The following is a 22075-nucleotide window of genomic DNA, read 5'->3' on the forward strand; positions in this document are numbered from 1 at the left end:
ACCATGGAGTTCCTCATGTAAAAACCTAGTTGTTTCGTCATCTGTTTCTTCTTCCTTTGTAGGACTCTTCCTAGATTGCCGCTTCCGACGGGTGAGTCAATGCGTCGCTTCAGGCATCTGAGCTAAGGTGCGCGCTTTATCCAAACCCTATGGGATTGATTATGAACTCCGTCTTTATTGTCGACGACCACCCGGTCATCCGGCTTGCCGTCCGAATGTTGCTTGAGCACGAAGGATACAAAGTCGTTGGTGAAACTGATAATGGCGTGGATGCCATGCAGATGGTGCGTGAATGCATGCCGGATCTGGTAATTCTCGACATCAGCATTCCAAAGCTGGACGGGCTCGAAGTTCTCGCGCGGTTTAACGCCATGGGTACGCCGCTGAAAATTCTGGTGCTTACCGCGCAGTGCCCGACACTATTCGGTATTCGGTGCATGCAATCCGGCGCATCGGGTTATGTGTGCAAGCAGGAGGATCTGAGTGAACTGGTCAGCGCCATAAAAGCCGTATTGTCAGGTTACAACTACTTCCCCAGTCAGGCATTGAACCCCATAAGAAAAGATGACGCACGTTATGCTGAGCTGGAGCTCTTCAAATCCGTCAACGACCGGGAATTAATGGTATTGCAACTTTTTGCCCAAGGTCGCACCAACAAGGAAATTGCGAAAGGAATGTTCCTCAGCAATAAAACAGTCAGCACTTATAAAAAGCGACTCATGCAAAAGCTCAAGGCGCAGTCTCTGGTTGAACTGATCGAGATGGCGAAACGAAATGCATTAGTGTGAGAAACAGCATGCTCGCTCGTATAAAGGACTATTGCACGGTCATCCTCGCAGGTTTGAGCCTGAGCACCTCACTGTGCGCTGCACCGCTCGACAGCGAACCCTATGCCTTGCTCGGCCGCTCGATGACAAATTCCGTGGACATACAGCTGGACGCCGCACAACGACAATGGATCGAGGGCAAGCGGGAATTGATTCTGGGCACCTCGGCACCGGATTATCCGCCGTTCGATTTGACCATCAGCGGTCAGGACTACGAAGGTTTTACCGCTGATTACGCAGCCATTCTGGGCACGACGATTGGCTTGCCGATTCAGGTCCGGCGCTACGCGTCCCGAGGCGCGGCAATCAACGCACTCGAAAAAGGTGAAGTCGACCTGCTCGGCACCGCCAACGGTTTCGAGGCTCATCATCCCGACATTGTACTGTCCCAACCCTATGCCGTGGACCAACCGGTTCTGGTCACGCGTCAGGGCGAAACCCGTTCACTGGCCAATGGACTTGCCGGTCTTCGCCTGAGTATGGTGTATCACTACCTGCCGTTGCAGGAGGTCCGCGATCTTTACCCACAAGCGACCATTACCTCCTATCCCTCTTTTCAGAATGCGATCAATGCTGTCGCATTCGACCAGGCCGACGTGTTTCTTGGCGATACCATTTCGACCCATTACATGATCAACAAGGGTTACCTCAACAACATCCGCATGGCCAACTTCGGTAAACACGAAGCCCATGGTTTCAGTTTTGCCGTGCATCAGAACAATCCTCATCTACTCGGGATCATCAACGCGATGCTGTTGGCGATACCCACCAACCAGCGTGAAGACATCGCCAGGCGCTGGAGTGCCGGCAGCGACATACTTCTCACTGATCAAAAGCTGCAACTCACGGACGCCGAGGAACGCTGGCTGGCACAACATCCCGTGGTGCGTGTGGTCGTCAATGAGGCCTATGCACCGCTGACCTTTTTTGACAGTGACGGCAACTTTCGCGGCGTTACCGCAGACCTGCTGGAACTGATCAGGCTGCGCACGGGCTTGCGCTTCGATATCCGGCGCAGCCGCAGCACTGGCGAGATGATCGAACAGGTCAATAACCAGCAAGCCGACCTGATCGCTGCTCTGATCCCCAGTACTCAGCGCGAGCAAGCGCTGAATTTCACCCGCCCCTATTTGCAAAATTCTTTCGTTTTGCTCACCCGCAAATCCGCGGACAGCCCGACCACCCTCGAACAGCTTCAGGACAAACGCCTGACCGTGGCGCAGGGCAATCCGCTGATCGATTTCCTGCGCCGCGAACACCCCCGAATCCAGCTGATTGAAACCCCGGACACATTCAGCGCCGTGGAACTGCTCGCCGAGGGCAAGGCTGAAGGTTCGGTGAACTCGCTGGTGATCGCCAACTATTTCATTTCATCGCGGCTGTTTGAACGAACACTTCAGATCAGCACGACCCTTGGTACCCGGCAGGCGGCTTTTTCCATGGCTACCGGGCGTGAAGCCAAGGAATTGAAGGCGATTATCGACAAGGCGCTCCTGAGCATCGCACCCGAAGAGCTGGGCATTATCAACAGCCGCTGGCGTGGTTATTCGGCCTCGTCGCAAAGTACGTGGCGCAACTATCAGCGACTTTTTTATCAAATCGTGATTGGCGCAAGTCTGCTGCTGCTGCTTTCAATGGCGTGGAATGCGTACATGCGTCGCCAGATCAAGCAGCGGCAGGCAGCCGAACGTGCGCTCAACGATCAACTGGAATTCATGGAATCGCTGCTCAACGGCACGCCCCACCCGATCTATGTCCGCGATCGTCAAGGGCTGTTGCAAAGCTGCAATGACAGTTACCTCGAAGCCTTTAGTGCGAAGCGCGAGGACATCATCGGCAAGAGCGTAATGCAAGGCAGTCTGAGCAATGCTTTCGAAGCGCAGGAGTATCAGGCCGATTACGAGCATGTGGTCAACGAAGGCACGCCGTTGATCCTCGATCGCCCCCTGCACATCGGTGGCCGTCGGCTGACGATTTACCACTGGATCCTTCCGTACCGTGATTCGAGTGGCGAGGTACGAGGTATCATCGGCGGCTGGATCGACATCAGTGAACGACGACAATTATTCGATGAACTGCGCTCGGCGAAAGAACGAGCGGATGAAGCGAATCGGGCCAAAAGTACATTTTTGGCGACCATGAGCCACGAAATCCGCACACCGATGAACGCGGTCATCGGCATGCTCGAATTGACGCTCAAGCGTATCGGACACAACCATCCGGACCGCCCGGCCATCGACGTGGCCTATCGCTCAGCCAAAGATATGCTCGAACTGATCGGCGACATTCTCGATATCGCCCGCATAGAATCCGGACGTTTGAGCCTGAGTCCGGAGCGAGTCAACCCTGGTGAAATCATCGGATCGGTGGTGCGGATTTTCGAGGGTCTCGCGCGCCAGAAAAATCTGCACCTGCAGCTCGAATTCAATCGCGACAACCCGGCGGTCGACGTATTGATCGACCCGATGCGCTTCAAGCAGGTGTTGTCCAATCTGATCAGCAACGCCATCAAATTCACCGAACAAGGCCATATCAAGGTCATCGTCAAACTGACCGCGAGCGCACGACCCGGCCATGTGGACCTGCTGCTGCACGTTCTCGACAGCGGCATGGGTATCAGCGTGAAGGATCAACAGCGGCTGTTCCAACCGTTTGGCCAGGCCGGCGACAACAGCCAGACCGGCAGAGGTGGCGCAGGCCTGGGTCTGGTCATTAGCCGCAGCCTGTGCGAAATGATGGGTGGCAGTCTGCAATTGGAGAGCCGGCCTGGCCTCGGCACGCTGGTCGAGGTTTCCTTGAGCCTTGTCTGCCTGACGGCCGAGCCGTCACGGCCACCTGCGGACACTGTCATCTCGCCCGCCACCACTGCTTTGAATATTCTGGTGGTCGACGACCATCCCGCCAACCGCTCGTTGATGTGCCAGCAACTGGAGTTTCTCGGTCATCGTTCCACGGTCGCCGAGGATGGCAGCGCCGGACATGATTTGTGGCAGACCGGTTCGTTCGATCTGGTGATAGTCGACTGCAACATGCCCATCATGAACGGTTACGAACTGGCCCGTGCCATTCGCCGGCATGAGCAAACGAACCAACGGCCACCCTGCACCATTCTGGGGTACACCGCCAACGCCCTGCCGGAAGAAATACAGCGTTGCACACTCGCCGGCATGGATGACTGCCTGTTCAAACCGCTGACACTGACGGCCTTGAGTGAACGCCTGGCAGGCCTGGGTCCGTCAGCCCACGCTCCAGCGTTCAGCCTTGCCGGGCTGCACTTGTTGACGGGTGGCAACCCGGCCATGGACAGGCGCCTGTTGAAAGAAATGCAAAGCAGTAATCAACAGGACCGACAGGCATTGCAGGCATTGGCAGGCGGCGCCGACCTGCAGTCTCATCTTGATCTGGCCCATAAAATCAAGGGCGCGGCCAGAATCATCCAGGCCACGCGGTTGATAGAGAGTTGCGAAGCGCTGGAACAGATTTGCCATGAAACTGTTCAACCGGAAGAAGTGATCAGGTGCAGCGAAGCCATTCAAAGAGCGATGGACGAACTAGGCCAGGCGTTGCAGCAAAAAATCGCCTTGAATGACCAAAGCACGATGACGGAGCCTTAACTATGCTTGGTCGCTGAGCAGTGTGTTAACCATCATGGAGTGACCCGTAATGCCCAGCCCACTGCGCCCGCATCCGCGACGGTTGCCGCTGCACGTCCATATCAGCGTGATGTTCACTTGCCTGCTGTTGCTGACGGGTGTGGTGCTAGGCATTTTCAACTACCGGCAAACCACGCAGATCATTCTGGCGAGCAGCGAAAAGCTCTTCGACCGCATCGAACAGGATGTGCGACAGGACCTCGAGTCCACTTACGAGCCCATCCGTCATGTGCTGAGCCTGTTGGTGCATCACCCGGCCGCCCAGGCGGCCGATCTGCACCATCGACTGGCACTGCTTCAGTCTTTCAGCCAGGCACTGGAGGATAATCCGCACCTCGCCTCTCTTTACCTGGGCTACGACAACGGCGATTTCCTCATGGTTCGGCCCTTGCGCGACCTGGCCCTGAAAACGCTTCTCCAGGCACCGCGCAACGCCAGCTATCAGGTGTGGAGTCTTGAGCGCTCCGGCTCTGATGCTCGCGCGCACTCCCAATCGCTGTTTTTCGATGAGCACCTGAACCTGATCAGCTGTAAAGATAACGCCGAGGACGACTTCGATCCGCGCACCCGCACCTGGTTCACCGCCGCCCGCGGTGAAAGTGAACAAATAACCACCGAACCTTACGTATTTTTCTCCACTCGCAACGCCGGCACCACGCTGGCCCGACGCGCCGGTGAGCACGCGGTTATCGGCGCAGACCTGACCCTGGATGAACTCTCGGCGAAGCTGGCGAAACATGTTGTCACCCCCGCCACTGAAGTGGTGTTGTTCGACGCCAATGGCAATGCGGTCGCTTATCCGGACACGCGCAAACTGATCACCGACGAGCAGACTGCGCGCATGGTCAAGGCTGCTGATTTGAGTCCCGGTCTTGCGGCGCTACTGAACAACCCCCCGGCCGGCAATCGGCTGCACGCTGGAGGCCGGCAATGGATCGTCGCCCGCAGCAGCTTGCCGGAAGGCGGGCCGCGCGGTTTGCAACTGGCTCTGCTGGTGCCCGAGGACGAATTGTTGGCCGACGCCTATCGCCTGCGCTGGCAAGGCGCTTTGATCACATTGGCGACCTTGTTGTTGTGCCTGCCATTGGGTTGGTTGATCTCGCGCATACTGGTCAAACCCTTGCGCACGCTGGTGCAGGAGGCGGATGCCATTCGCAGTTTCAAATTCAATCTTCCCGCATCCAGGCGCTCGCCTGTGCTTGAAGTCGACCAGTTGAGCGTGTCAATGACGCGCATGAAAGACACCCTGGCCAGTTTTTTTGAGATCACCGAAAGCCTGAGCGCCGAAACGCGTTTTGCGCCTTTGCTGGAAAGAGTGCTCTTTGAAACGATGAAAATCGGGCAGGCTCAGGCAGGCCTGATCTACCTGCGCGAAAACGATGGCGATCGCATAGAGCCGCTCGGCCTGGTGATCGGCAACACATCACAAAAGGTGCCTGCATTCGGCATTCAAGGCTATCAACTGGCGGACCCGCAAAGCCCGGCATGGCTGCAGCAGCTTGCGCAGGCCAACAATGTGGTGACGAACCTGGGCTTCGAACAGGCGGGGGATTTGCAAAACGTGTTGCAAGCGATGGAATGTCCGCGTGTGCATCTGATCGGTATCCGGCTGCACAATAGCCGCAATGAAACGGTCGGCCTGTTGATCCTCCTGCTGGCCGACAGCGGCAGGCAAAGCGACCTGGAGAAACTTCAGCCGGACCGTATTGCTTTTCTCCAGGCTGTTTCCGGTGCGGCGGCGGTGTGCATCGAAAGTCAGCGCCTGCAAGCCAGACAGAAACAATTGCTGGACGCTTTCATTCAATTGCTCGCCGGCGCCATCGATGCAAAAAGCCCGTACACCGGTGGCCATTGCCAACGGGTACCGGCGCTGACATTGATGATCGCCCAGGCCGCGGCCGCGAGTCAGGCGCCGGCCTTCCTCGGTTATCAGCCCACGGAAGATGAATGGGAGGCTCTGCATATCGCCGCCTGGCTGCACGACTGCGGCAAGGTGACCACCCCGGAATATGTGGTCGATAAAGCCACGAAACTGGAAACCCTGAGCGACCGTCTCCACGAGGTTCGGACCCGTTTCGAAGTACTCAAGCGCGATGCCTGGATCAGTTACTGGCAGGCCATGGCGCTGGGGGGTGACGAACATTATTTGAGCGAATTGCGAAATGCCACCCTGGCCGCGCTGGACGATGATTTCGCTTTTGTCGCGCGCTGCAATCTGGGTAGCGAAGCCATGGCCGAGGCCGACTTGCAACGGCTGCGCAGCGTTGCACAAAGGACCTGGACGCGAACGCTGGATGACCGTCTGGGCGTGTCCTGGGAAGAGAATCGGCGTCAGGCTCGCACGCCGGCACCCACCCTCCCCGTCAGCGAGCCGCTGCTGGCAGACAAGCCCGAGCACCTGTTCGAGCGCGCGCCGAATGAACTGATTCCGCCCGACAACCCTTGGGGCTTCAAGCTTGAGGTGCCGCTCTATAAGTACAACCGGGGCGAACTCTACAACCTGAGCATCGCTCGCGGCACGTTGACGCGAGAGGAGCGTTACATCATCAATCATCACATGGTGCAGACGATTTTGATGCTCAGCCACCTGCCTTTCCCCAGCCACCTCGGCACAGTGGCGGAGATCGCCGGCGGCCACCATGAAAAAATGGACGGCACCGGTTATCCAAAAAGGCTGAAGCGCGATGAAATGAGTCTGCCGGCCCGAATGATGGCGATCGCCGATATTTTCGAAGCGTTGACGGCCGCCGATCGACCGTACAAAAGAGCCAAATCGTTGAGTGAAGCGCTGAGCATCATGGCCACCATGTGCCGTGACGCCCACATCGATCCGCAACTGTTCGAGTTGTTCATCACCGCAGAGATCTATCGGCAGTACGCCGAACAATTCCTCGATGCGGACCAGATCGACGCCGTGGACCCGCCAGGCCTGCTGGTCAAGGCGGGGTTGCGTGCTTGATCAGCAATCCGTCAGATTCAGAAAAATAGCGGCCAGTTGTTCGATGCCGGCCTGATCTTCTGCGCTAAACCGTGCGAGCCTTGGGCTGTCGAGGTCGAGCACGCCGATCAACTTGCCGTCCTTGACCAGGGGCACGACCAGCTCGCTGTTCGAAGCGCTGTCGCAGGCGATGTGGCCGGGAAACGCGTGCACGTCTTCGACACGCTGCGTCTGCAACGTCGCAGCCGCCGCGCCGCAAACGCCACGACCGAACGGGATGCGCACGCAGGCGATCTGCCCCTGAAATGGCCCCAGCACCAACTCTTCCTTGCGGTTCAGATAGAACCCGGCCCAGTTCAGATCATCGAGCTGGTTGAACAGAAACGCCGAGAACTGCGCCGCGTTGGCGATGAAATCGCGCTCGTCCGCCAGCAACGATTGCAGCTGCGCGTGCAGCATCCGATAGCCTTCGAGGCCTTGGCCGCTTTGTTGTAAATCGATCATGCCTTGTGCTCCAACAGCTTGAGCCCGACCCAATAGCGAGCGAATTGATAAGCGCAACGCCCGTTGCGATTGCCCCGACCGGTGGCCCAGCGCACGGCGAGAATGTCGAGTTCCTCGTTGCGCTCCCACGGCAGGCCGGCCTTGTCGGCCAGTTGTCCGATCCAGTGCTCGACGACGTCGAGAAAGTGCTCCTGGGTAAACGGGTAAAACGACAGCCACAGACCAAAACGGTCGGACAGTGCGATTTTGTCTTCCACTGCCTCGCTGGGGTGCAGTTCGCCGTCGACGCGTTTCCAGTTTTCGTTGTCGCTTTCCTTCTCCGGCACCAGATGGCGGCGGTTGGAAGTGGCGTAAAGCAAAACGTTGTCCGGGGCCTGTTCGAGCGAACCGTCGAGCACGCTTTTGAGCACGCGGTAATCGCCCTCGCCCGATTCAAACGACAGGTCATCGCAAAACAGCACGAAACGTTGTGGCATTTTGGCGATCTGCTCGACCACCCGAGGCAAGTCGGCAAGATGATCGCGTTCGATCTCGATCAAGCGCAGGCCGGCCCCGGCATGTTCGGTCAGCAACGCACGCACCAGCGAGGATTTGCCGGTGCCACGCGAGCCCCACAACAAGGCATGGTTGGCCGGCATGCCATCGAGGAACTGCCGGGTATTGCGTCCCAGTTGTTCAACTTGGCGGTCTACGCCGATCAGGTCAGACAAGCGCGTGTCGAGGCTGACTTCCAGCGGTAGCAGAGAGCCGCTGCGCCCTTCGCGCTGCCAGCGCGCGGCCAGGCATTGCGACCAGTCGATCGCTTGCCGTGGCGCCGGCAACAAGGGTTCGATACGGGCCAGAACGGCATCGGCGCGTTCAAGAAAAGCATTCAATCGGGAATCCACGTCTTCTCCTCGGGCACGTTCACAGTAATGATGGCGGTACGGCGAGCAAACACAATTGCCGGCGCCACGCTGCGGTCCTTGAATATGGACCGGGCAAGAACGGCGGTCTCCATGCATGATCGACTATGATTGAGCAGCGAAGGGAAACGGAAGTGGTTCAACACCCAATGGATATCAAGTTCACCAACCGACTGTCCTATAAACAGGCCCGGCTCACCGTGCTGGTCGGTTTCATTCTGGGCACGCTGCTCAGTCTGGTGCAAATAGGCATCGATTATGCCAGCGAAGACGCTTCCATCAACCGTGAAATCCTGTCTTTGCTGGAAATCAGCCATAACCCCGCATCGCGCATTGCCTACAACATCGATGCCGAACTCGCGCAGGAACTGACGCTGGGCCTGTTGCGCTCCCCGGCGATCAGCGGCGCACACCTGACCGACAATAACGGCACCGTACTGGCCAGCGTCAAACGCCCGGGCTTGCAGAGCGGTTATCGCGTCATCAGCGACTTCCTGTTCGGCGCCAGCCGCCAGTTCGAAGACCGTCTATACCTCGACCAATTTCCGAACGAATCCCTCGGCTCGCTGCGCCTCGACGTCGATACTTATTCCTTCGGCAGCCGTTTCCTGCGCCGAGCAGAAGTTACCTTGCTCAATGGCTTCGCCCGCAGCCTGCTGCTGACCGGCATTCTGCTGGCATTGTTTTACGTGATGCTGACCAAACCGCTGGTGCGGGTCATCCGCGAACTCAGCAGTCGCGACCCGCGCAGCGCCGAGCCGACCTTGCTGGAATACCCGGCAGGCCACGAAAACGACGAGATTGGCGTGCTGGTCAAAGTGGCCAATCAACAATTCGAAAACATCGCGACTGAAATCCAGCAACGGCGAAGCGCTGAAAACCGCCTGACCGATTACCTCGGGCAACTGGAAAATATTGTTTCCGCGCGGACGGCCGAGCTCAAGGCGATCAATGCACGGCTCAGCCAATCCAATCAGGAGCTGGAAGTCGCGCGCAGCACTGCGCTGGACATGGCCGAGGCGCGTTCGGCTTTCCTCGCCAACATGAGCCACGAAATCCGCACGCCCTTGAACGGCTTGCTGGGGATGATCGCCCTGTCACTCGACAGCCCGTTGAATGCCGAGCAACAGCAACAACTGTCGATCGCTCATGACTCAGGCAAAGTGCTGGTCGAATTGCTCAACGATATTCTCGATCTGTCCAAATTCGATGCCGGTCAGCTTGAACTTGAACACATCCCGTTCGACCTCGGCGCGCTGATCGAGGACACCGCCAACCTCCTCTCACAAAATGCCGCGCCCAGCGTCGAATTGACCTGCCTGATCGAACCGGCATTCCCGGCGCTGGTGCTGGGCGACCCGACGCGTGTGAGGCAAATAGTCAGCAACCTGTTGTCGAATGCACTGAAATTCACCCGTTTCGGACGAGTCGATGTGCGTTTGTCGGCGTTCGAAGGGGGCGTCAGAATCGAGGTGTGCGACACCGGCATCGGTATTGCGCAGGACGCGCAGGTGAAGATTTTCCAGCCATTCACCCAGGCGGGAGCAGGCATTACCCGACAGTTCGGCGGTACCGGGTTGGGTCTGGCGTTGACCTACAATCTGTGTGAAGCGATGCACGGGCGGCTGACTATCAGTTCTGAAGCCGGTTTCGGCAGCCAGTTCTGCGCCGACTTGCCGCTGCCTTGCCATACCCGCGCACTGCCGCCGGCAACGTTGCACGGCAAAGTCGTGGCAATCACAACGGCCAGCAGCGGCCTGGCGGAACTCCTCAATAGCCTGTTGCCCGGCTGGGGAGTCGATTATGTGCAGCGCACCATCGATGATTCGATGATCGGCCTGAATCCCGATGTGATCATTACCGACTGCCCCGAATGCCTGTTTGGTCTGCGCCCGACCTGTAGAGCGCCCATTCTGCTGGTGACCGCTTATGGCAGCTTCCTGCCGAGCGAAGAAGCCAGTGCATTGGCGCCACTGCAACAACAGGCCCGGCCATTGGCGCGCAATGCGTTGTGTCAGACGTTGCGGCGAATCCTGCAACCGGAGATCAACACCTTCAATGACGCCCGGCTCAAGGCCCTGTCACCTCAGCGCCGTGGTCGCGTGCTGCTGGTGGAGGACAATCCGGTCAATCAACTGGTGGCCAAAGGCATGCTGGGAAAACTCGGATGCGAAGTGATCGTCGCTGCGCATGGCGGCGAGGCGCTGGATCAGCTTGAAAGCAGCGAGTTCGATCTGGTGCTGATGGATTGCAACATGCCGGTGATGGACGGTTACGAGGCCAGCCGGCAAATCCGTCACAGCGGGCGCTGGCCACAATTGCCGATCGTCGCGCTAACCGCCAACGCCATGTCCGAAGAACGCGAACGCTGCCGCGCAGCCGGCATGAGCGACTATCTGGCCAAGCCTTTCCGCCGGGAAGAACTGGCCGCTGTGCTGGACTTGTGGATGCCGGCTACGACAATGCCTTGATTTGCCTCAACAGCTGATCAAGTCCGCCGCGCAAGTCAGTCAGCCGATCCAGATCCACCCCGCTGTCACACAACAGACGCGCCTTCAGCGGCCCGACCTGCTCGCGCAAGGCTTTGCCGGCGGGTGTCAGGCTGAGGTGCATCTCGCGCTCATCGCGAGTTGAGCGCTGACGCTGCACCAGAAGCAATTGTTCGAGGCGCTTGAGCAGCGGCGTCAACGTCCCGGAATCCAGCGCCAGACGTTCGCCCAACGCCTTGACCGTCGGCTGCTCCGGGGCTGCTTCCTGCCATTCCCATAACACCAGCATCGCCAGGTACTGCGGGTAAGTCAGGCCCAGTTGATCGAGCATCGGCTTGTAGGCGCGAATGACCGCCCGCGAGGCCGCGTACAGCTTGAAACACAGCTGACTGTCGAGTTTGAGAGCGTCGGGAGGCAGGCCGTTCATTTGAGCAAGGCTTCAATCTCGCGGCTCAGATCCTGCGGTTTGGTCGCCGGGGCGAAGCGCTTGACCAGTTGGCCGTCCTGGCCGATCAGGAACTTGGTGAAATTCCATTTGATGCCCTGGGAGCCCAACACGCCCGGCGCGCGCTTTTTCAGCTGCACGAACAGCGGATGCGCGCCTGCACCATTCACCTCGATCTTTTTGAACAGTGGAAAACTGACACCGAAGTTCAACTCGCAGAATTCCGAAATCGCCCCTTCGTTACCCGGCTCCTGCTGGCCGAACTGGTTGCAGGGAAAACCGAGCACCACCAGCCCCTGATCCTTGTAAGTCTGCCAGAGTTGCTCAAGGCCTTTGTATTGAGGCGTGAAACCGCACTTGCTCGCCGTATTGACGACCAGCACCGCCTTGCCGGCGAAATCTGCCAAGGTCTTTTGCTCGCCGGTGATGGTGGTGCAGGGAATGCTCAGCAGGTTGTCGCTCATGATGTGCGCTCTATGGGGAGGACGATGAGACAAACATAGCGAGCAATTGAATTGCGTGCAATTCAATTTGATGTGCGTCGATTAGCCTGCAGGAGCGAAGCTTCGCTCGTGCAGACCGCGCGTTATCAGCGGGGCACCAGGTCCAGGCAAACCGAGTTGATGCAGTAGCGCAGACCGGTCGGTGGGGGACCATCCGGGAACACATGGCCCAAGTGCGCCTCACACTTGGCGCAGACCACTTCGGTGCGGACCATGCCGTGGCTGACATCGCGAATCTCGACCATGGCGCTGTCGCCGATTGGCGCGTAGAAGCTCGGCCAGCCGCAGCCGGAATCGAATTTGGTCTTCGAATCGAACAGCGGCTCATTACAGCAAATGCAGTGATACACGCCGTCGGTTCTGGTGTCGTTGTATTTGCCGGAAAACGGCCGCTCCGTGCCTTTCAGGCGACAAACGTTGTACTGCTCCGGATCGAGCATGTCCCGCCATTCTTCCAGGGTTTTTTCCAACTTTTCCATCGTCACACCTCTGCAGCTGAAAAAGCCCGATCTGTACCTTTTCCACGGATCGGTCGGCACGTATGATTGCGCCTCGTCAAACGCCAGTCTGGCAGCCAGACCACGCGCATTCAAACGGATTTACAGGTTCTGCACGCTCAAGGCGTCAGGTCGGTATGAATACGCAGGATTCCCAGTACGGTAGCTCATACGCCGCCTGGATCGTTCATTTTCAGGAACACATCGCCATGCAGGTCAGCAAATCGAACAAGCTCGCCAACGTCTGCTACGACATTCGCGGCCCAGTGCTCAAGCACGCCAAACGCCTGGAAGAGGAAGGTCATCGCATCCTCAAGCTGAATATCGGCAACCCGGCGCCCTTTGGTTTCGAAGCGCCGGATGAAATTCTTCAGGACGTGATCCGCAACCTGCCGACTGCCCAGGGCTACAGCGATTCCAAAGGCCTCTTTAGTGCGCGCAAAGCGGTGATGCAGTATTACCAGCAAAAACAGGTGGAAGGTGTCGGTATTGAAGACATCTACCTGGGCAACGGTGTGTCCGAGCTGATCGTGATGTCGATGCAGGCTCTGCTCAACAACGGCGACGAAGTGCTGGTGCCCGCGCCCGACTATCCGCTGTGGACCGCCGCCGTCAGCCTGTCCGGCGGCAACCCGGTGCATTACCTGTGCGATGAGCAGGCCAACTGGTGGCCGGACCTGGCCGACATCAAGGCCAAGATCACTCCGAACACCAAGGCGCTGGTCATCATCAACCCGAACAACCCGACCGGCGCGGTGTACTCCAAAGAAGTCTTGCTGGGCATGCTGGAGCTGGCGCGCCAACACAATCTCGTGGTTTTTTCCGACGAGATCTACGACAAGATCCTGTACGACGACGCTGTGCACATCTGCACCGCTTCGCTCGCGCCAGACCTGTTGTGCCTGACATTCAACGGCCTGTCCAAATCATACCGCGTGGCCGGTTTCCGTTCCGGCTGGATCGCCATCTCCGGTCCGAAGCACCACGCACACAGCTACATCGAAGGCATCGACATGCTGGCCAATATGCGCCTGTGCGCGAACGTGCCGAGTCAGCATGCAATCCAGACCGCCCTGGGGGGTTATCAGAGCATCAGTGATCTGGTACTGCCCCAAGGTCGACTGCTGGAACAACGCAACCGTACGTGGGAACTGCTCAACGATATTCCCGGCGTAAGCTGCGTCAAGCCAATGGGCGCGCTGTACGCATTCCCGCGGATCGACCCCAAGGTCTGCCCGATCCACAACGACGAGAAGTTCGTGCTTGACCTGCTCTTGTCCGAGAAGCTGCTGGTCGTGCAAGGCACTGCGTTCAACTGGCCATGGCCGGACCACTTCCGCGTGGTGACGCTGCCGCGCGTCGACGATCTGGAGATGGCCATCGGCCGGATCGGCAACTTCCTGAAGTCCTACCGCCAGTAAGCTGTTCGATCCTGGTGCGATTCTTCAAAAAAATCGCGTCAGGATTAATTCAGCAACATATCTTCGCGGCCTGCCCGAATTCACGACTCCGGCGACATGTCCATGACCATTTCTGCGCTGGGATGTAACAGCTACGGGGGCTGCGCCAGAAATCGCCAGACAAACATATCCTTCACAGACGTCAGAAAAGCCCTTCAAAGCGCGGTACGTTTGCTGTAGGACACAGTTTGAAATAGTCACCCGGTTGAATAGCCCGGTGCAGCACCTTATATACCCCGCAGTAAGCTACATATTTAGCATGAGGAGATTTCTACAACCATGATGCGCATCCTGCTGTTTTTGGCCACTAACCTGGCGGTCGTGCTGATTGCCAGCATCACCCTGAGCCTCTTTGGCTTCAACGGGTTCATGGCGGCCAACGGGGTTGATCTCAACCTCAATCAGCTGCTGGTTTTCTGTGCGGTCTTTGGTTTTGCCGGTTCGCTGTTTTCGCTGTTCATCTCCAAGTGGATGGCGAAGATGAGTACCAGCACCCAGATCATTACGCAGCCGCGCACGCGTCACGAACAATGGCTGCTGCAAACCGTCGAGCAATTGTCCCGTGAAGCCGGGATCAAGATGCCGGAAGTCGGGATTTTCCCGGCTTACGAGGCGAACGCCTTTGCCACTGGCTGGAACAAGAACGACGCTCTGGTCGCGGTTAGCCAAGGCCTGCTCGAGCGATTCTCGCCGGATGAAGTGAAGGCGGTTCTGGCCCACGAAATCGGCCACGTCGCAAATGGTGACATGGTCACGCTGGCCCTGATCCAGGGCGTGGTGAACACCTTCGTGATGTTCTTCGCACGGATCATCGGCAATTTTGTCGATAAGGTGATCTTCAAGAACGAAGGCGGCCAAGGCATCGCTTACTATGTCGCGACCATTTTCGCCGAACTGGTTCTGGGCATTCTGGCCAGTTCCATCGTCATGTGGTTCTCGCGTAAACGTGAGTTCCGTGCCGACGAAGCCGGTGCACGCCTGGCCGGCACCAGCGCGATGATTGGCGCACTGCAACGCCTGCGCGCTGAACAGGGCTTGCCGGTGCACATGCCTGACACCCTGAACGCTTTCGGTATCAACGGTGGCATCAAACAGGGCTTTGCCCGCATGTTCATGAGCCACCCGCCACTGGAAGAACGTATCGACGCTCTGCGTCGTCGCGGTTGAAAGCTTCGGCATAACGGAAAAGGCCCGCAGCGATGCGGGCCTTTTTTTGGTTTCGATTTGGCGGTGGTTCTCAGGAACCAGACTTGGCTAACGGCTGGAAATCTTGTAAACCCGCTCTTCAAGCCGCGTTACACCGCTCTCGACAAACTTCGAACTTTCGCTCAGCACGTCCCGATCCTCCAGAATCTTCAGCGACCAGAACCCGGCGAACAGCCTCTGCACTTCGTCATCAAGCACGGCAAATGGCGGGCCATCCATCTGCGACTGGTCGTAATCGAGCGTGATCAAAAGCCCCAGCGACTCCCTCGGCATGATCCGGTTGAGATGAGCAGCGTACCGCTGGCGCATCGCTGGCGGCAGCGCAACAAGCGCGGCGCGATCGTATAGCGCGGCACAGTCGGCCACATCGCCTGCGGTCAACTCGAAGAAATCACCGCACCACAACTCGATCGAGCCCGCCCGGTAAACCTTGAACGGGCCCTGTTCGCTTACGTTCGGGTCGAAGTGATGCTCGCTGAAAAAATCTTCGACAGCTTTTTCCGACAGTTCAATCCCCAAGACTTCATGACCTTGGTGTGCCAGCCACAATAAATCGAGACTTTTCCCACACAGCGGCACCAGCACGCGCGCGCCTTCTTCCAGCGCCAATGGCGGCCAGAACCGCTGGAGACAGGGATTCACTTGCGGCAGATGGAAGCCGATCTGATTCGACTGCCACCGCTTGTGCCAAAACTCCGGCTGCATAAATAACCCCAAATTCTCGATCAAATCACCCTAAAACTTATATTAGATTTAGATCAATGATCTGACTGAAGATGGCTCCATCTTAACCTTTCAGGAGCGTGTTCATGTTCCCCAGCCTGTATATCTCTCATGGTTCGCCGATGCTCGCCCTCGAACCCGGCGCCAGCGGACCGGCGCTGGCACGTCTGGCAGGCGAACTGGAAAAACCAAAGGCCATCGTGATTGTTTCCGCGCATTGGGAAAGCGATGAGCTGCTGGTCAGTGGCAACCCGCAGCCGGAAACCTGGCACGACTTTGGTGGCTTTCCACAGGCGTTGTTCCAGGTGCAATACCCGGCACCCGGCGACCCGCAACTGGCGACCGACGTCGCCGGACTTTTGAATCAGCATGATTTGCCTGCGCGCATTGATACCACAAGGCCCTTCGACCATGGCGTGTGGGTGCCTCTGTCATTGATGTACCCGCAAGCTGACATTCCCGTGGTGCAGGTTTCGCTGCCGACCCGGGCCGGCCCTTCCCTGCAAACCCGCGTCGGCAAGGCCCTGTCCAGACTGCGCGCGCAAAGCGTGCTGTTGATCGGCTCCGGAAGCATTACCCACAACCTGCGAGAATTGAACTGGCACGCCGGTCCGGAAAGCGTCGAACCCTGGGCCAAATCGTTTCGCGACTGGATGATCGAAAAGCTGGAGACTGACGACGAAATCGCGTTGCACAATTATCGCCAGCAAGCCCCCAATGCCGTGCGTAACCATCCGAGTGACGAACACCTGTTGCCGCTGTTTTTCGCCCGCGGTGCAGGCGGAATCTTTAACAGGGTTCACGAGGGGTTCACCATGGGCGCGCTGGGCATGGACATCTACCGCTTCGAATAACGCCCAATGACCCGGCAGCAAGCCGGGTCAGGCCACCTCTACGCCAACATGAATTGCATCATGCCGCCAGAACTCCAGGTCACAATCGATCAACCGCTCGTGCTGGTCGTAATTGACCCGGGCGATGCGCAAGCCGGGACTGCCCACGGACACCCGCAAGGCGGCCGCCGCATCGACCGACAACGCCGTCGGCACAATTTCAAAACGCACACGTCCGTAGTGCAACTGGTAGTGCCGGGCGTACAGTTCGGTGATCGACTGGTTCAAGTCGAATTCCAGAATGCCGGGAAAAAACTTCGGGTTCAGATAATGCTCCACGTACAGCACCAGACGCTGATCGATCCGGCGCGCCCGGCAAATCTGGATCACGCTCGATAACGCCGGCAGCTGCAACCACGCACAAACCGCCGCTGACGCCGGTTGCAGCCGCGCCGAGATCACGTCAGTCGACGGCACTCGTCCTTGAGCGCTGACCATCGCGTGGAAATGGCTACGTTGCATCAGGTTATAAGCCAGGCGCGGTGGCGATACGAACCAGCCGCGACGCTCTTCGCGATAGATATGCCCTTGCGCTTCCAGCTGCAACAAGGCCTCGCGCACGGTTATTCGAGTGGTTGCGAACAGCTCGCTGAGCTTGCGTTCGGCCGGCAACTTGCTGCCAGGTGCCAGCAACCCGTGATCGAGCTGTTCCTGAAGAACTTGCCCGATGGTTGTTACCGACTTGGTGGTTTCGATGCGCATCAGCGTTACCCGTCTGGACTAGACCAGCACTGTTTGAAAGCGGGATCGCCCGCACCTCCTCAGCGCTTTCACTCACGGCAAGCCTAGGCATTGGGCATGACCGGCACATGACAGCGTTGCTGAACGGTCCCCTTATCTCACGCAATATCCTGAACAAATCCTTGAAGATCAGCCGTTTGAGCATGGTCTACGCTTAAGCCAGAACCTGAACCCATCACGGTCAGGATAGAGAACCCGGCGCCACGCGACATTAAAATGTCATCCAGCTCACCTAGATTGGCTCAGGTATTGCTGACCTAGACCAACATCACCGCAATCGCAGCGTGTAAACGCCCAAAGGAGCTTCGGAATGAAACAGCTTTTCCTGGCATCACTGTTAGGCTCGACCATTGCCCTGTGCACTGCCGCCATGGCGGCTGACACCGATCTGAAAACCCTGGAGGCCGCGGCGAAAGCGGAAGGTGAAGTCAACAGCGTCGGCATGCCCGACAACTGGGCGAACTGGAAAGGCACCTGGGATGATCTGGCGAAAAATTACGGCCTGAAACACATCGACACCGACATGAGTTCTGCCCAGGAGCTGGCCAAATTCAAAGCCGAGAAAGACAACGCCACCGCTGACATCGGCGACGTCGGTGCGGCTTTCGGCCCTATCGCGGTCAAGCAGGAAGTTTCGCAGCCGTACAAGCCAAGCACCTGGGAACAGATTCCGGCCTGGGCCAAGGACGAGGATGGCCACTGGGCCCTGGCTTACACCGGCACCATTGCGTTCATCATCAACAACAAACTTCTGCATGGTTCCGAAGCACCGAAGAGCTGGGCTGACCTGAAGACCGGCAAATACAAGGTTTCCATTGGCGACGTGAGCACTGCGGCCCAGGCGGCCAACGGCGTACTGGCTGCTGCCCTGGCCAACGGTGGCGATGAAAAAAATCTTCAGCCAGCCTTGCTGATGTTTGCGGATATTGCCAAACAGGGTCGCTTGTCCATGACCGATCCGGTGATTGCGACGCTTGAGAAAGGTGAAATTGAAGTCGGCGTAGTCTGGGATTTCAACGGCTTGAGCTACAAGGCCAAGATGGCCAACCCCGATGACTACACCGTGGTAATCCCGTCCGATGGCTCGGTGATTTCCGGTTACACCACCATCATCAACAAATACGCCAAGCATCCGAACGCTGCCAAGCTGACCCGCGAGTACATTTTCAGCGACGCTGGCCAGATCAATCTGGCTCGCGGCAATGCGCGGCCGATTCGTGCCGAGCACATCAAACTGCCGGATGAGGTCAAAGCCCAATTGCTGCCGAACGAGCAGTACAAGGGTGTGACGCCGATCAAAGACACCGAAGCATGGGAAAAAACCTCCAAGGCCCTTCCTCAGATGTGGCAGGAAGAAGTCATCATCCATATGCAATAACCCGGTAAAACGCCATTCGCGCGGACCGTGGGAAACCCTGTGGGAGCGAGTCTGCTCGCGCCCACGGTGGACGGTTGCAAATTCGAGCCTTGTGATCAGCGGTCTTGCGGAGTCATAGCCCCTATGAAGCACAACGTCATCCTGGTCGTATTCGAGGGCCTCGGCGCAGGGCGCGCGGCGCTTCACACACTGGAGTGCGAACTTCCCGCGCTGTCCCGACCGCTTTACGAATGGGGGCTGGTGAAGTGAATGCCATGACTCGCGGAAAATGGCTTGCGGTGCTGTGCCTGGTACCGTTCGCATTGTTCTTCATCGTATTTCAGATTGCGCCGCTCGCCTGGGTGATGATCAACAGCCTGCAATCGGAAGAATTCGGTTGGGGCCTGGCCAACTTCACGCGCATCGCCAACTCGAAGTTTTACCTGCAAGCGATCCAGTACAGCCTCGAGATCAGTTTCTGGTCGAGCGTGCTGGGCATCATCATCGCGGTGCTCGGTGCCTATTCGTTGCGGCGTGTCGATTCGACACTGCGTAACTTCGTTAACGCATTCGCCAACATGACCAGCAACTTCTCGGGCGTGCCGCTGGCCTTCGCATTCATCATTCTGCTGGGCTTCAACGGCGCCATCACCATCATGCTCAAGCAAGCCGGGATCATTCAGGACTTCAACCTGTATTCGAAAACCGGGGTAATCATTCTTTACACCTACTTCCAGATTCCTCTCGGCGTGCTGCTGCTGTACCCGGCCTTCGACGCCCTGCGCGAAGACTGGCGAGAGTCCGCCGCGCTGCTCGGCGCCAGCGGCTGGCAGTTCTGGCGGCACATCGGTCTGCCTGTACTGACGCCCGCCCTGCTGGGCACTTTCGTGATTCTGCTGGCCAACGCCCTGGGCGCCTACGCCACGGTTTACGCCTTGACGATCGGCAACTTCAACGTCCTCCCGATTCGCATCGCCGCGATGGTCTCGGGCGACATTTCTCTTGATCCAAACCTCGCCAGTGCCCTGGCGGTGGTGCTGGTGGCGTTGATGACCGTGGTGACCATCGTGCATCAGCTGCTGTTGAAGAGGAGCTACCATGTCTCGCGCTGAACCGGGTCGGGCTGGCATCTATCATCGGGTCGTGGTGTACCTGCTGTTTGCGATACTGCTGCTGCCGTTGCTCGGCACGCTGATCTATTCGATCTCAAGCAGCTGGTCGGCAACCATCCTGCCGAGCGGCTTCACCTTCAAATGGTACGTGGCGCTGTGGAGCGACCCGCGTTTCCTGCATGCGTTCGGGCAGTCGCTGCTGGTCTGCATGGGCGCGCTGATTCTCTCGGTAGTGCTGATTCTTCCGTTGCTGTTCGTGGTGCATTACCACTTCCCGAAACTCGACGCATTGATGAACATACTGATTCTGCTGCCCTTCGCGGTGCCGCCGGTGGTGTCGTCGGTGGGGCTGTTGCAGCTGTACGGCTCGGGGCCATTTGCGATGGTCGGCACGCCGTGGATCCTGATCGGTTGTTATTTCACCATCGCCCTGCCCTTCATGTACCGGGCGATCACCAATAACCTGCAAGCGATCCACCTGCGCGACTTGATGGATGCCGCTCAACTACTCGGCGCCAGCACCTGGCAAGCAGCGTTCCTTGTGGTTTTGCCGAATTTGCGCAAGGGCTTGATGGTAGCGTTGCTGCTGTCGTTCTCGTTCCTGTTTGGCGAGTTCGTGTTCGCTAACATCCTGGTTGGTACACGCTACGAAACCCTGCAGGTCTACCTCAACAACATGCGCAACAGCAGCGGCCATTTCACCAGTGCTTTGGTGATTTCCTATTTCTTCTTCGTTTTGGTTCTTACCTGGGCCGCCAACCTCTTGAACAAGGACAAAAGCGAATGAGCTATGTCAGCGTCCAGCACCTGCAGAAAAGCTACGCGGGCACGGCGGTGTTCAGTGACATCAATTGCGACATTCACAAAGGCGAGTTCATCACTTTGCTGGGCCCGTCCGGTTGCGGCAAGTCGACACTCCTGCGCTGCATCGCCGGGTTGACCCCGGTGGATGGCGGCCGGATTCTGCTCGAAGGAAACGACCTGGTCCCGCTGAGCCCGCAGAAACGCGGGATTGGCATGGTCTTTCAAAGTTATGCGCTGTTCCCCAATATGACCGTGGAACAAAATATCGCCTTCGGTTTGCGCATGCAGAAAGTCAACGCCGACGACAGCCACAAGCGTGTTGCCGAAGTGCTGCAACTGGTCGAGCTCACCGATTTCGCCGCCCGGTATCCACACCAACTGTCCGGTGGCCAATGTCAGCGTGTTGCACTCGCTCGCTCACTGGTCACGCGCCCGCGCCTGTTGCTGCTGGATGAGCCGTTGTCGGCGCTGGATGCCCGGATCCGCAAGCATCTGCGTGAACAGATTCGGCAGATCCAGCGCGAGCTGGGCCTGACCACGATCTTCGTCACACACGATCAGGAAGAAGCGCTGACCATGTCTGACCGGATTTTCCTGATGAATCAGGGAAAAATCGTACAGAGCGGTGACGCCGAAACCCTTTACACGGCGCCCGTGGATGTTTTCGCGGCCGGTTTCATCGGCAATTACAACCTGCTGGATGCAGCCAGCGCGACGAAACTGCTGCAACGGCCAGTCACGGGGCGCATCGCTATTCGTCCGGAAGCCATCGAGCTGAGCCTCAACGGCGAACTCGATGCCCAAGTACGCAGCCACAGCCTGTTGGGCAATGTGATTCGCTATCGAGTCGAAGCGCGCGGTGTGGAACTGGTGGTGGATGTGCTGAATCGCTCGGCAGCTGATTTGCATCCCGATGGTCAGCGCCTGGCGCTTTCCATCGATCCAACCGCCTTGTGTGAGGTGGCCTGAAGCAGCGGCAAGCGGCAAGCTATAAGCTTCAAGCTGTAGACTGTTCACC

General features: G+C 58.0%; 18 protein-coding genes and 1 pseudogene. 12 read left to right on the top strand and 7 right to left on the bottom strand.

The window, feature by feature from the left end; all coding sequences use genetic code 11:
- Positions 1-161: 161 nt before the first annotated feature.
- From ACYZT1_RS17700 to ACYZT1_RS17710, 3 genes are read left to right on the top strand one after another with little or no spacing between them, the layout of a single operon-like run.
- Positions 162-788 (top strand): response regulator, encoded by a 627-nt coding sequence (locus ACYZT1_RS17700; RefSeq protein WP_462015966.1) that lies wholly within the window; start codon positions 162-164, stop codon positions 786-788.
- A gap of 8 nt (positions 789-796) precedes the next feature.
- Complete coding sequence (locus tag ACYZT1_RS17705) at positions 797-4441, top strand: transporter substrate-binding domain-containing protein (protein ID WP_462015967.1); 3645 nt, start codon at positions 797-799, stop codon at positions 4439-4441.
- A gap of 49 nt (positions 4442-4490) precedes the next feature.
- Positions 4491-7439, top strand: coding sequence for an HD domain-containing phosphohydrolase (locus tag ACYZT1_RS17710; RefSeq protein WP_462015968.1), 2949 nt, complete (start codon positions 4491-4493; stop codon positions 7437-7439).
- On the opposite strand, the gene ACYZT1_RS17715 is transcribed toward ACYZT1_RS17710, so the two are convergent.
- Both ACYZT1_RS17715 and ACYZT1_RS17720 read right to left on the bottom strand, forming a co-directional pair.
- Positions 7440-7922 carry a GAF domain-containing protein gene (locus ACYZT1_RS17715; RefSeq protein ID WP_462015969.1) on the bottom strand — a complete coding sequence of 161 codons (483 nt, stop codon included), beginning with the start codon at positions 7920-7922 and terminating at the stop codon, positions 7440-7442. It lies immediately after the preceding gene.
- Positions 7919-8809 carry an ATP-binding protein gene (locus ACYZT1_RS17720; protein ID WP_462015970.1) on the bottom strand — a complete coding sequence of 297 codons (891 nt, stop codon included), beginning with the start codon at positions 8807-8809 and terminating at the stop codon, positions 7919-7921. The genes ACYZT1_RS17715 and ACYZT1_RS17720 overlap by 4 nt, the downstream gene beginning before the upstream one ends.
- A 167-nt stretch (positions 8810-8976) precedes the next feature.
- On the opposite strand from ACYZT1_RS17720, the gene ACYZT1_RS17725 reads away from it, so the two are divergent.
- Positions 8977-11298 carry a hybrid sensor histidine kinase/response regulator gene (locus ACYZT1_RS17725; protein WP_462015971.1) on the top strand — a complete coding sequence of 774 codons (2322 nt, stop codon included), beginning with the start codon at positions 8977-8979 and terminating at the stop codon, positions 11296-11298.
- Here the strand turns inward: ACYZT1_RS17725 and ACYZT1_RS17730 are convergent.
- The 3 genes from ACYZT1_RS17730 to msrB form a co-directional block, all read right to left on the bottom strand.
- The gene (locus ACYZT1_RS17730) at positions 11282-11743 is read right to left on the bottom strand and encodes a MarR family winged helix-turn-helix transcriptional regulator (protein WP_462015972.1); all 462 of its coding nucleotides are present in this window, start codon (positions 11741-11743) and stop codon (positions 11282-11284) included. The two genes, ACYZT1_RS17725 and ACYZT1_RS17730, sit on opposite strands and share 17 nt — an antisense overlap.
- Positions 11740-12225: a glutathione peroxidase gene (locus ACYZT1_RS17735; protein WP_462015973.1), complete on the bottom strand. Its 486-nt coding sequence runs from the start codon at positions 12223-12225 to the stop codon at positions 11740-11742. Before ACYZT1_RS17735 ends, ACYZT1_RS17730 begins: the two co-directional genes overlap by 4 nt.
- Positions 12226-12350: 125 nt before the next feature.
- Complete coding sequence (msrB, locus tag ACYZT1_RS17740; protein WP_462015974.1) at positions 12351-12743, bottom strand: peptide-methionine (R)-S-oxide reductase MsrB; 393 nt, start codon at positions 12741-12743, stop codon at positions 12351-12353.
- A 227-nt stretch (positions 12744-12970) separates the two neighbouring features.
- Between msrB and ACYZT1_RS17745 the strand changes: the two genes are divergently transcribed.
- Both ACYZT1_RS17745 and htpX read left to right on the top strand, forming a co-directional pair.
- Positions 12971-14182, top strand: coding sequence for a pyridoxal phosphate-dependent aminotransferase (locus ACYZT1_RS17745; RefSeq protein ID WP_462019275.1), 1212 nt, complete (start codon positions 12971-12973; stop codon positions 14180-14182).
- Between the two features lie 318 nt (positions 14183-14500).
- Positions 14501-15388 carry a protease HtpX gene (gene htpX / locus ACYZT1_RS17750; RefSeq protein ID WP_462015975.1) on the top strand — a complete coding sequence of 296 codons (888 nt, stop codon included), beginning with the start codon at positions 14501-14503 and terminating at the stop codon, positions 15386-15388.
- Positions 15389-15475: 87 nt separating this feature from the next.
- Here the strand turns inward: htpX and ACYZT1_RS17755 are convergent, their stop codons facing one another.
- Positions 15476-16132, bottom strand: coding sequence for a thiopurine S-methyltransferase (locus ACYZT1_RS17755; RefSeq protein WP_462015976.1), 657 nt, complete (start codon positions 16130-16132; stop codon positions 15476-15478).
- 104 nt (positions 16133-16236) lie between these two features.
- Between ACYZT1_RS17755 and ACYZT1_RS17760 the strand changes: the two genes are divergently transcribed.
- The gene (locus ACYZT1_RS17760; protein WP_462015977.1) at positions 16237-17004 is read left to right on the top strand and encodes a DODA-type extradiol aromatic ring-opening family dioxygenase; all 768 of its coding nucleotides are present in this window, start codon (positions 16237-16239) and stop codon (positions 17002-17004) included.
- 27 nt (positions 17005-17031) lie between these two features.
- Here ACYZT1_RS17760 and ACYZT1_RS17765 read toward each other — a convergent pair whose 3' ends face one another.
- Positions 17032-17745 (bottom strand): UTRA domain-containing protein, encoded by a 714-nt coding sequence (locus ACYZT1_RS17765; protein ID WP_462015978.1) that lies wholly within the window; start codon positions 17743-17745, stop codon positions 17032-17034.
- Positions 17746-18094: 349 nt separating this feature from the next.
- Here ACYZT1_RS17765 and ACYZT1_RS17770 point away from each other — a divergent pair, with 349 nt between their 5' ends.
- From ACYZT1_RS17770 to ACYZT1_RS17790, 5 genes and pseudogenes are all read left to right on the top strand, one after another.
- Positions 18095-19162, top strand: coding sequence for an ABC transporter substrate-binding protein (locus ACYZT1_RS17770; protein WP_462015979.1), 1068 nt, complete (start codon positions 18095-18097; stop codon positions 19160-19162).
- Between the two features lie 123 nt (positions 19163-19285).
- Positions 19286-19393: pseudogene (locus tag ACYZT1_RS17775) on the top strand (alkaline phosphatase family protein); the annotation flags it as partial.
- A 23-nt stretch (positions 19394-19416) separates the two neighbouring features.
- Positions 19417-20253: an ABC transporter permease gene (locus ACYZT1_RS17780; RefSeq protein WP_462015980.1), complete on the top strand. Its 837-nt coding sequence runs from the start codon at positions 19417-19419 to the stop codon at positions 20251-20253.
- Positions 20240-21040: an ABC transporter permease gene (locus ACYZT1_RS17785; protein ID WP_462015981.1), complete on the top strand. Its 801-nt coding sequence runs from the start codon at positions 20240-20242 to the stop codon at positions 21038-21040. Before ACYZT1_RS17780 ends, ACYZT1_RS17785 begins: the two co-directional genes overlap by 14 nt.
- Positions 21037-22026 carry an ABC transporter ATP-binding protein gene (locus ACYZT1_RS17790; protein WP_462015982.1) on the top strand — a complete coding sequence of 330 codons (990 nt, stop codon included), beginning with the start codon at positions 21037-21039 and terminating at the stop codon, positions 22024-22026. Before ACYZT1_RS17785 ends, ACYZT1_RS17790 begins: the two co-directional genes overlap by 4 nt.
- The last annotated feature ends 49 nt before the right edge of the window (positions 22027-22075 follow it).

It is taken from the genome of Pseudomonas sp. PB3P13 (genome assembly GCF_054897735.1).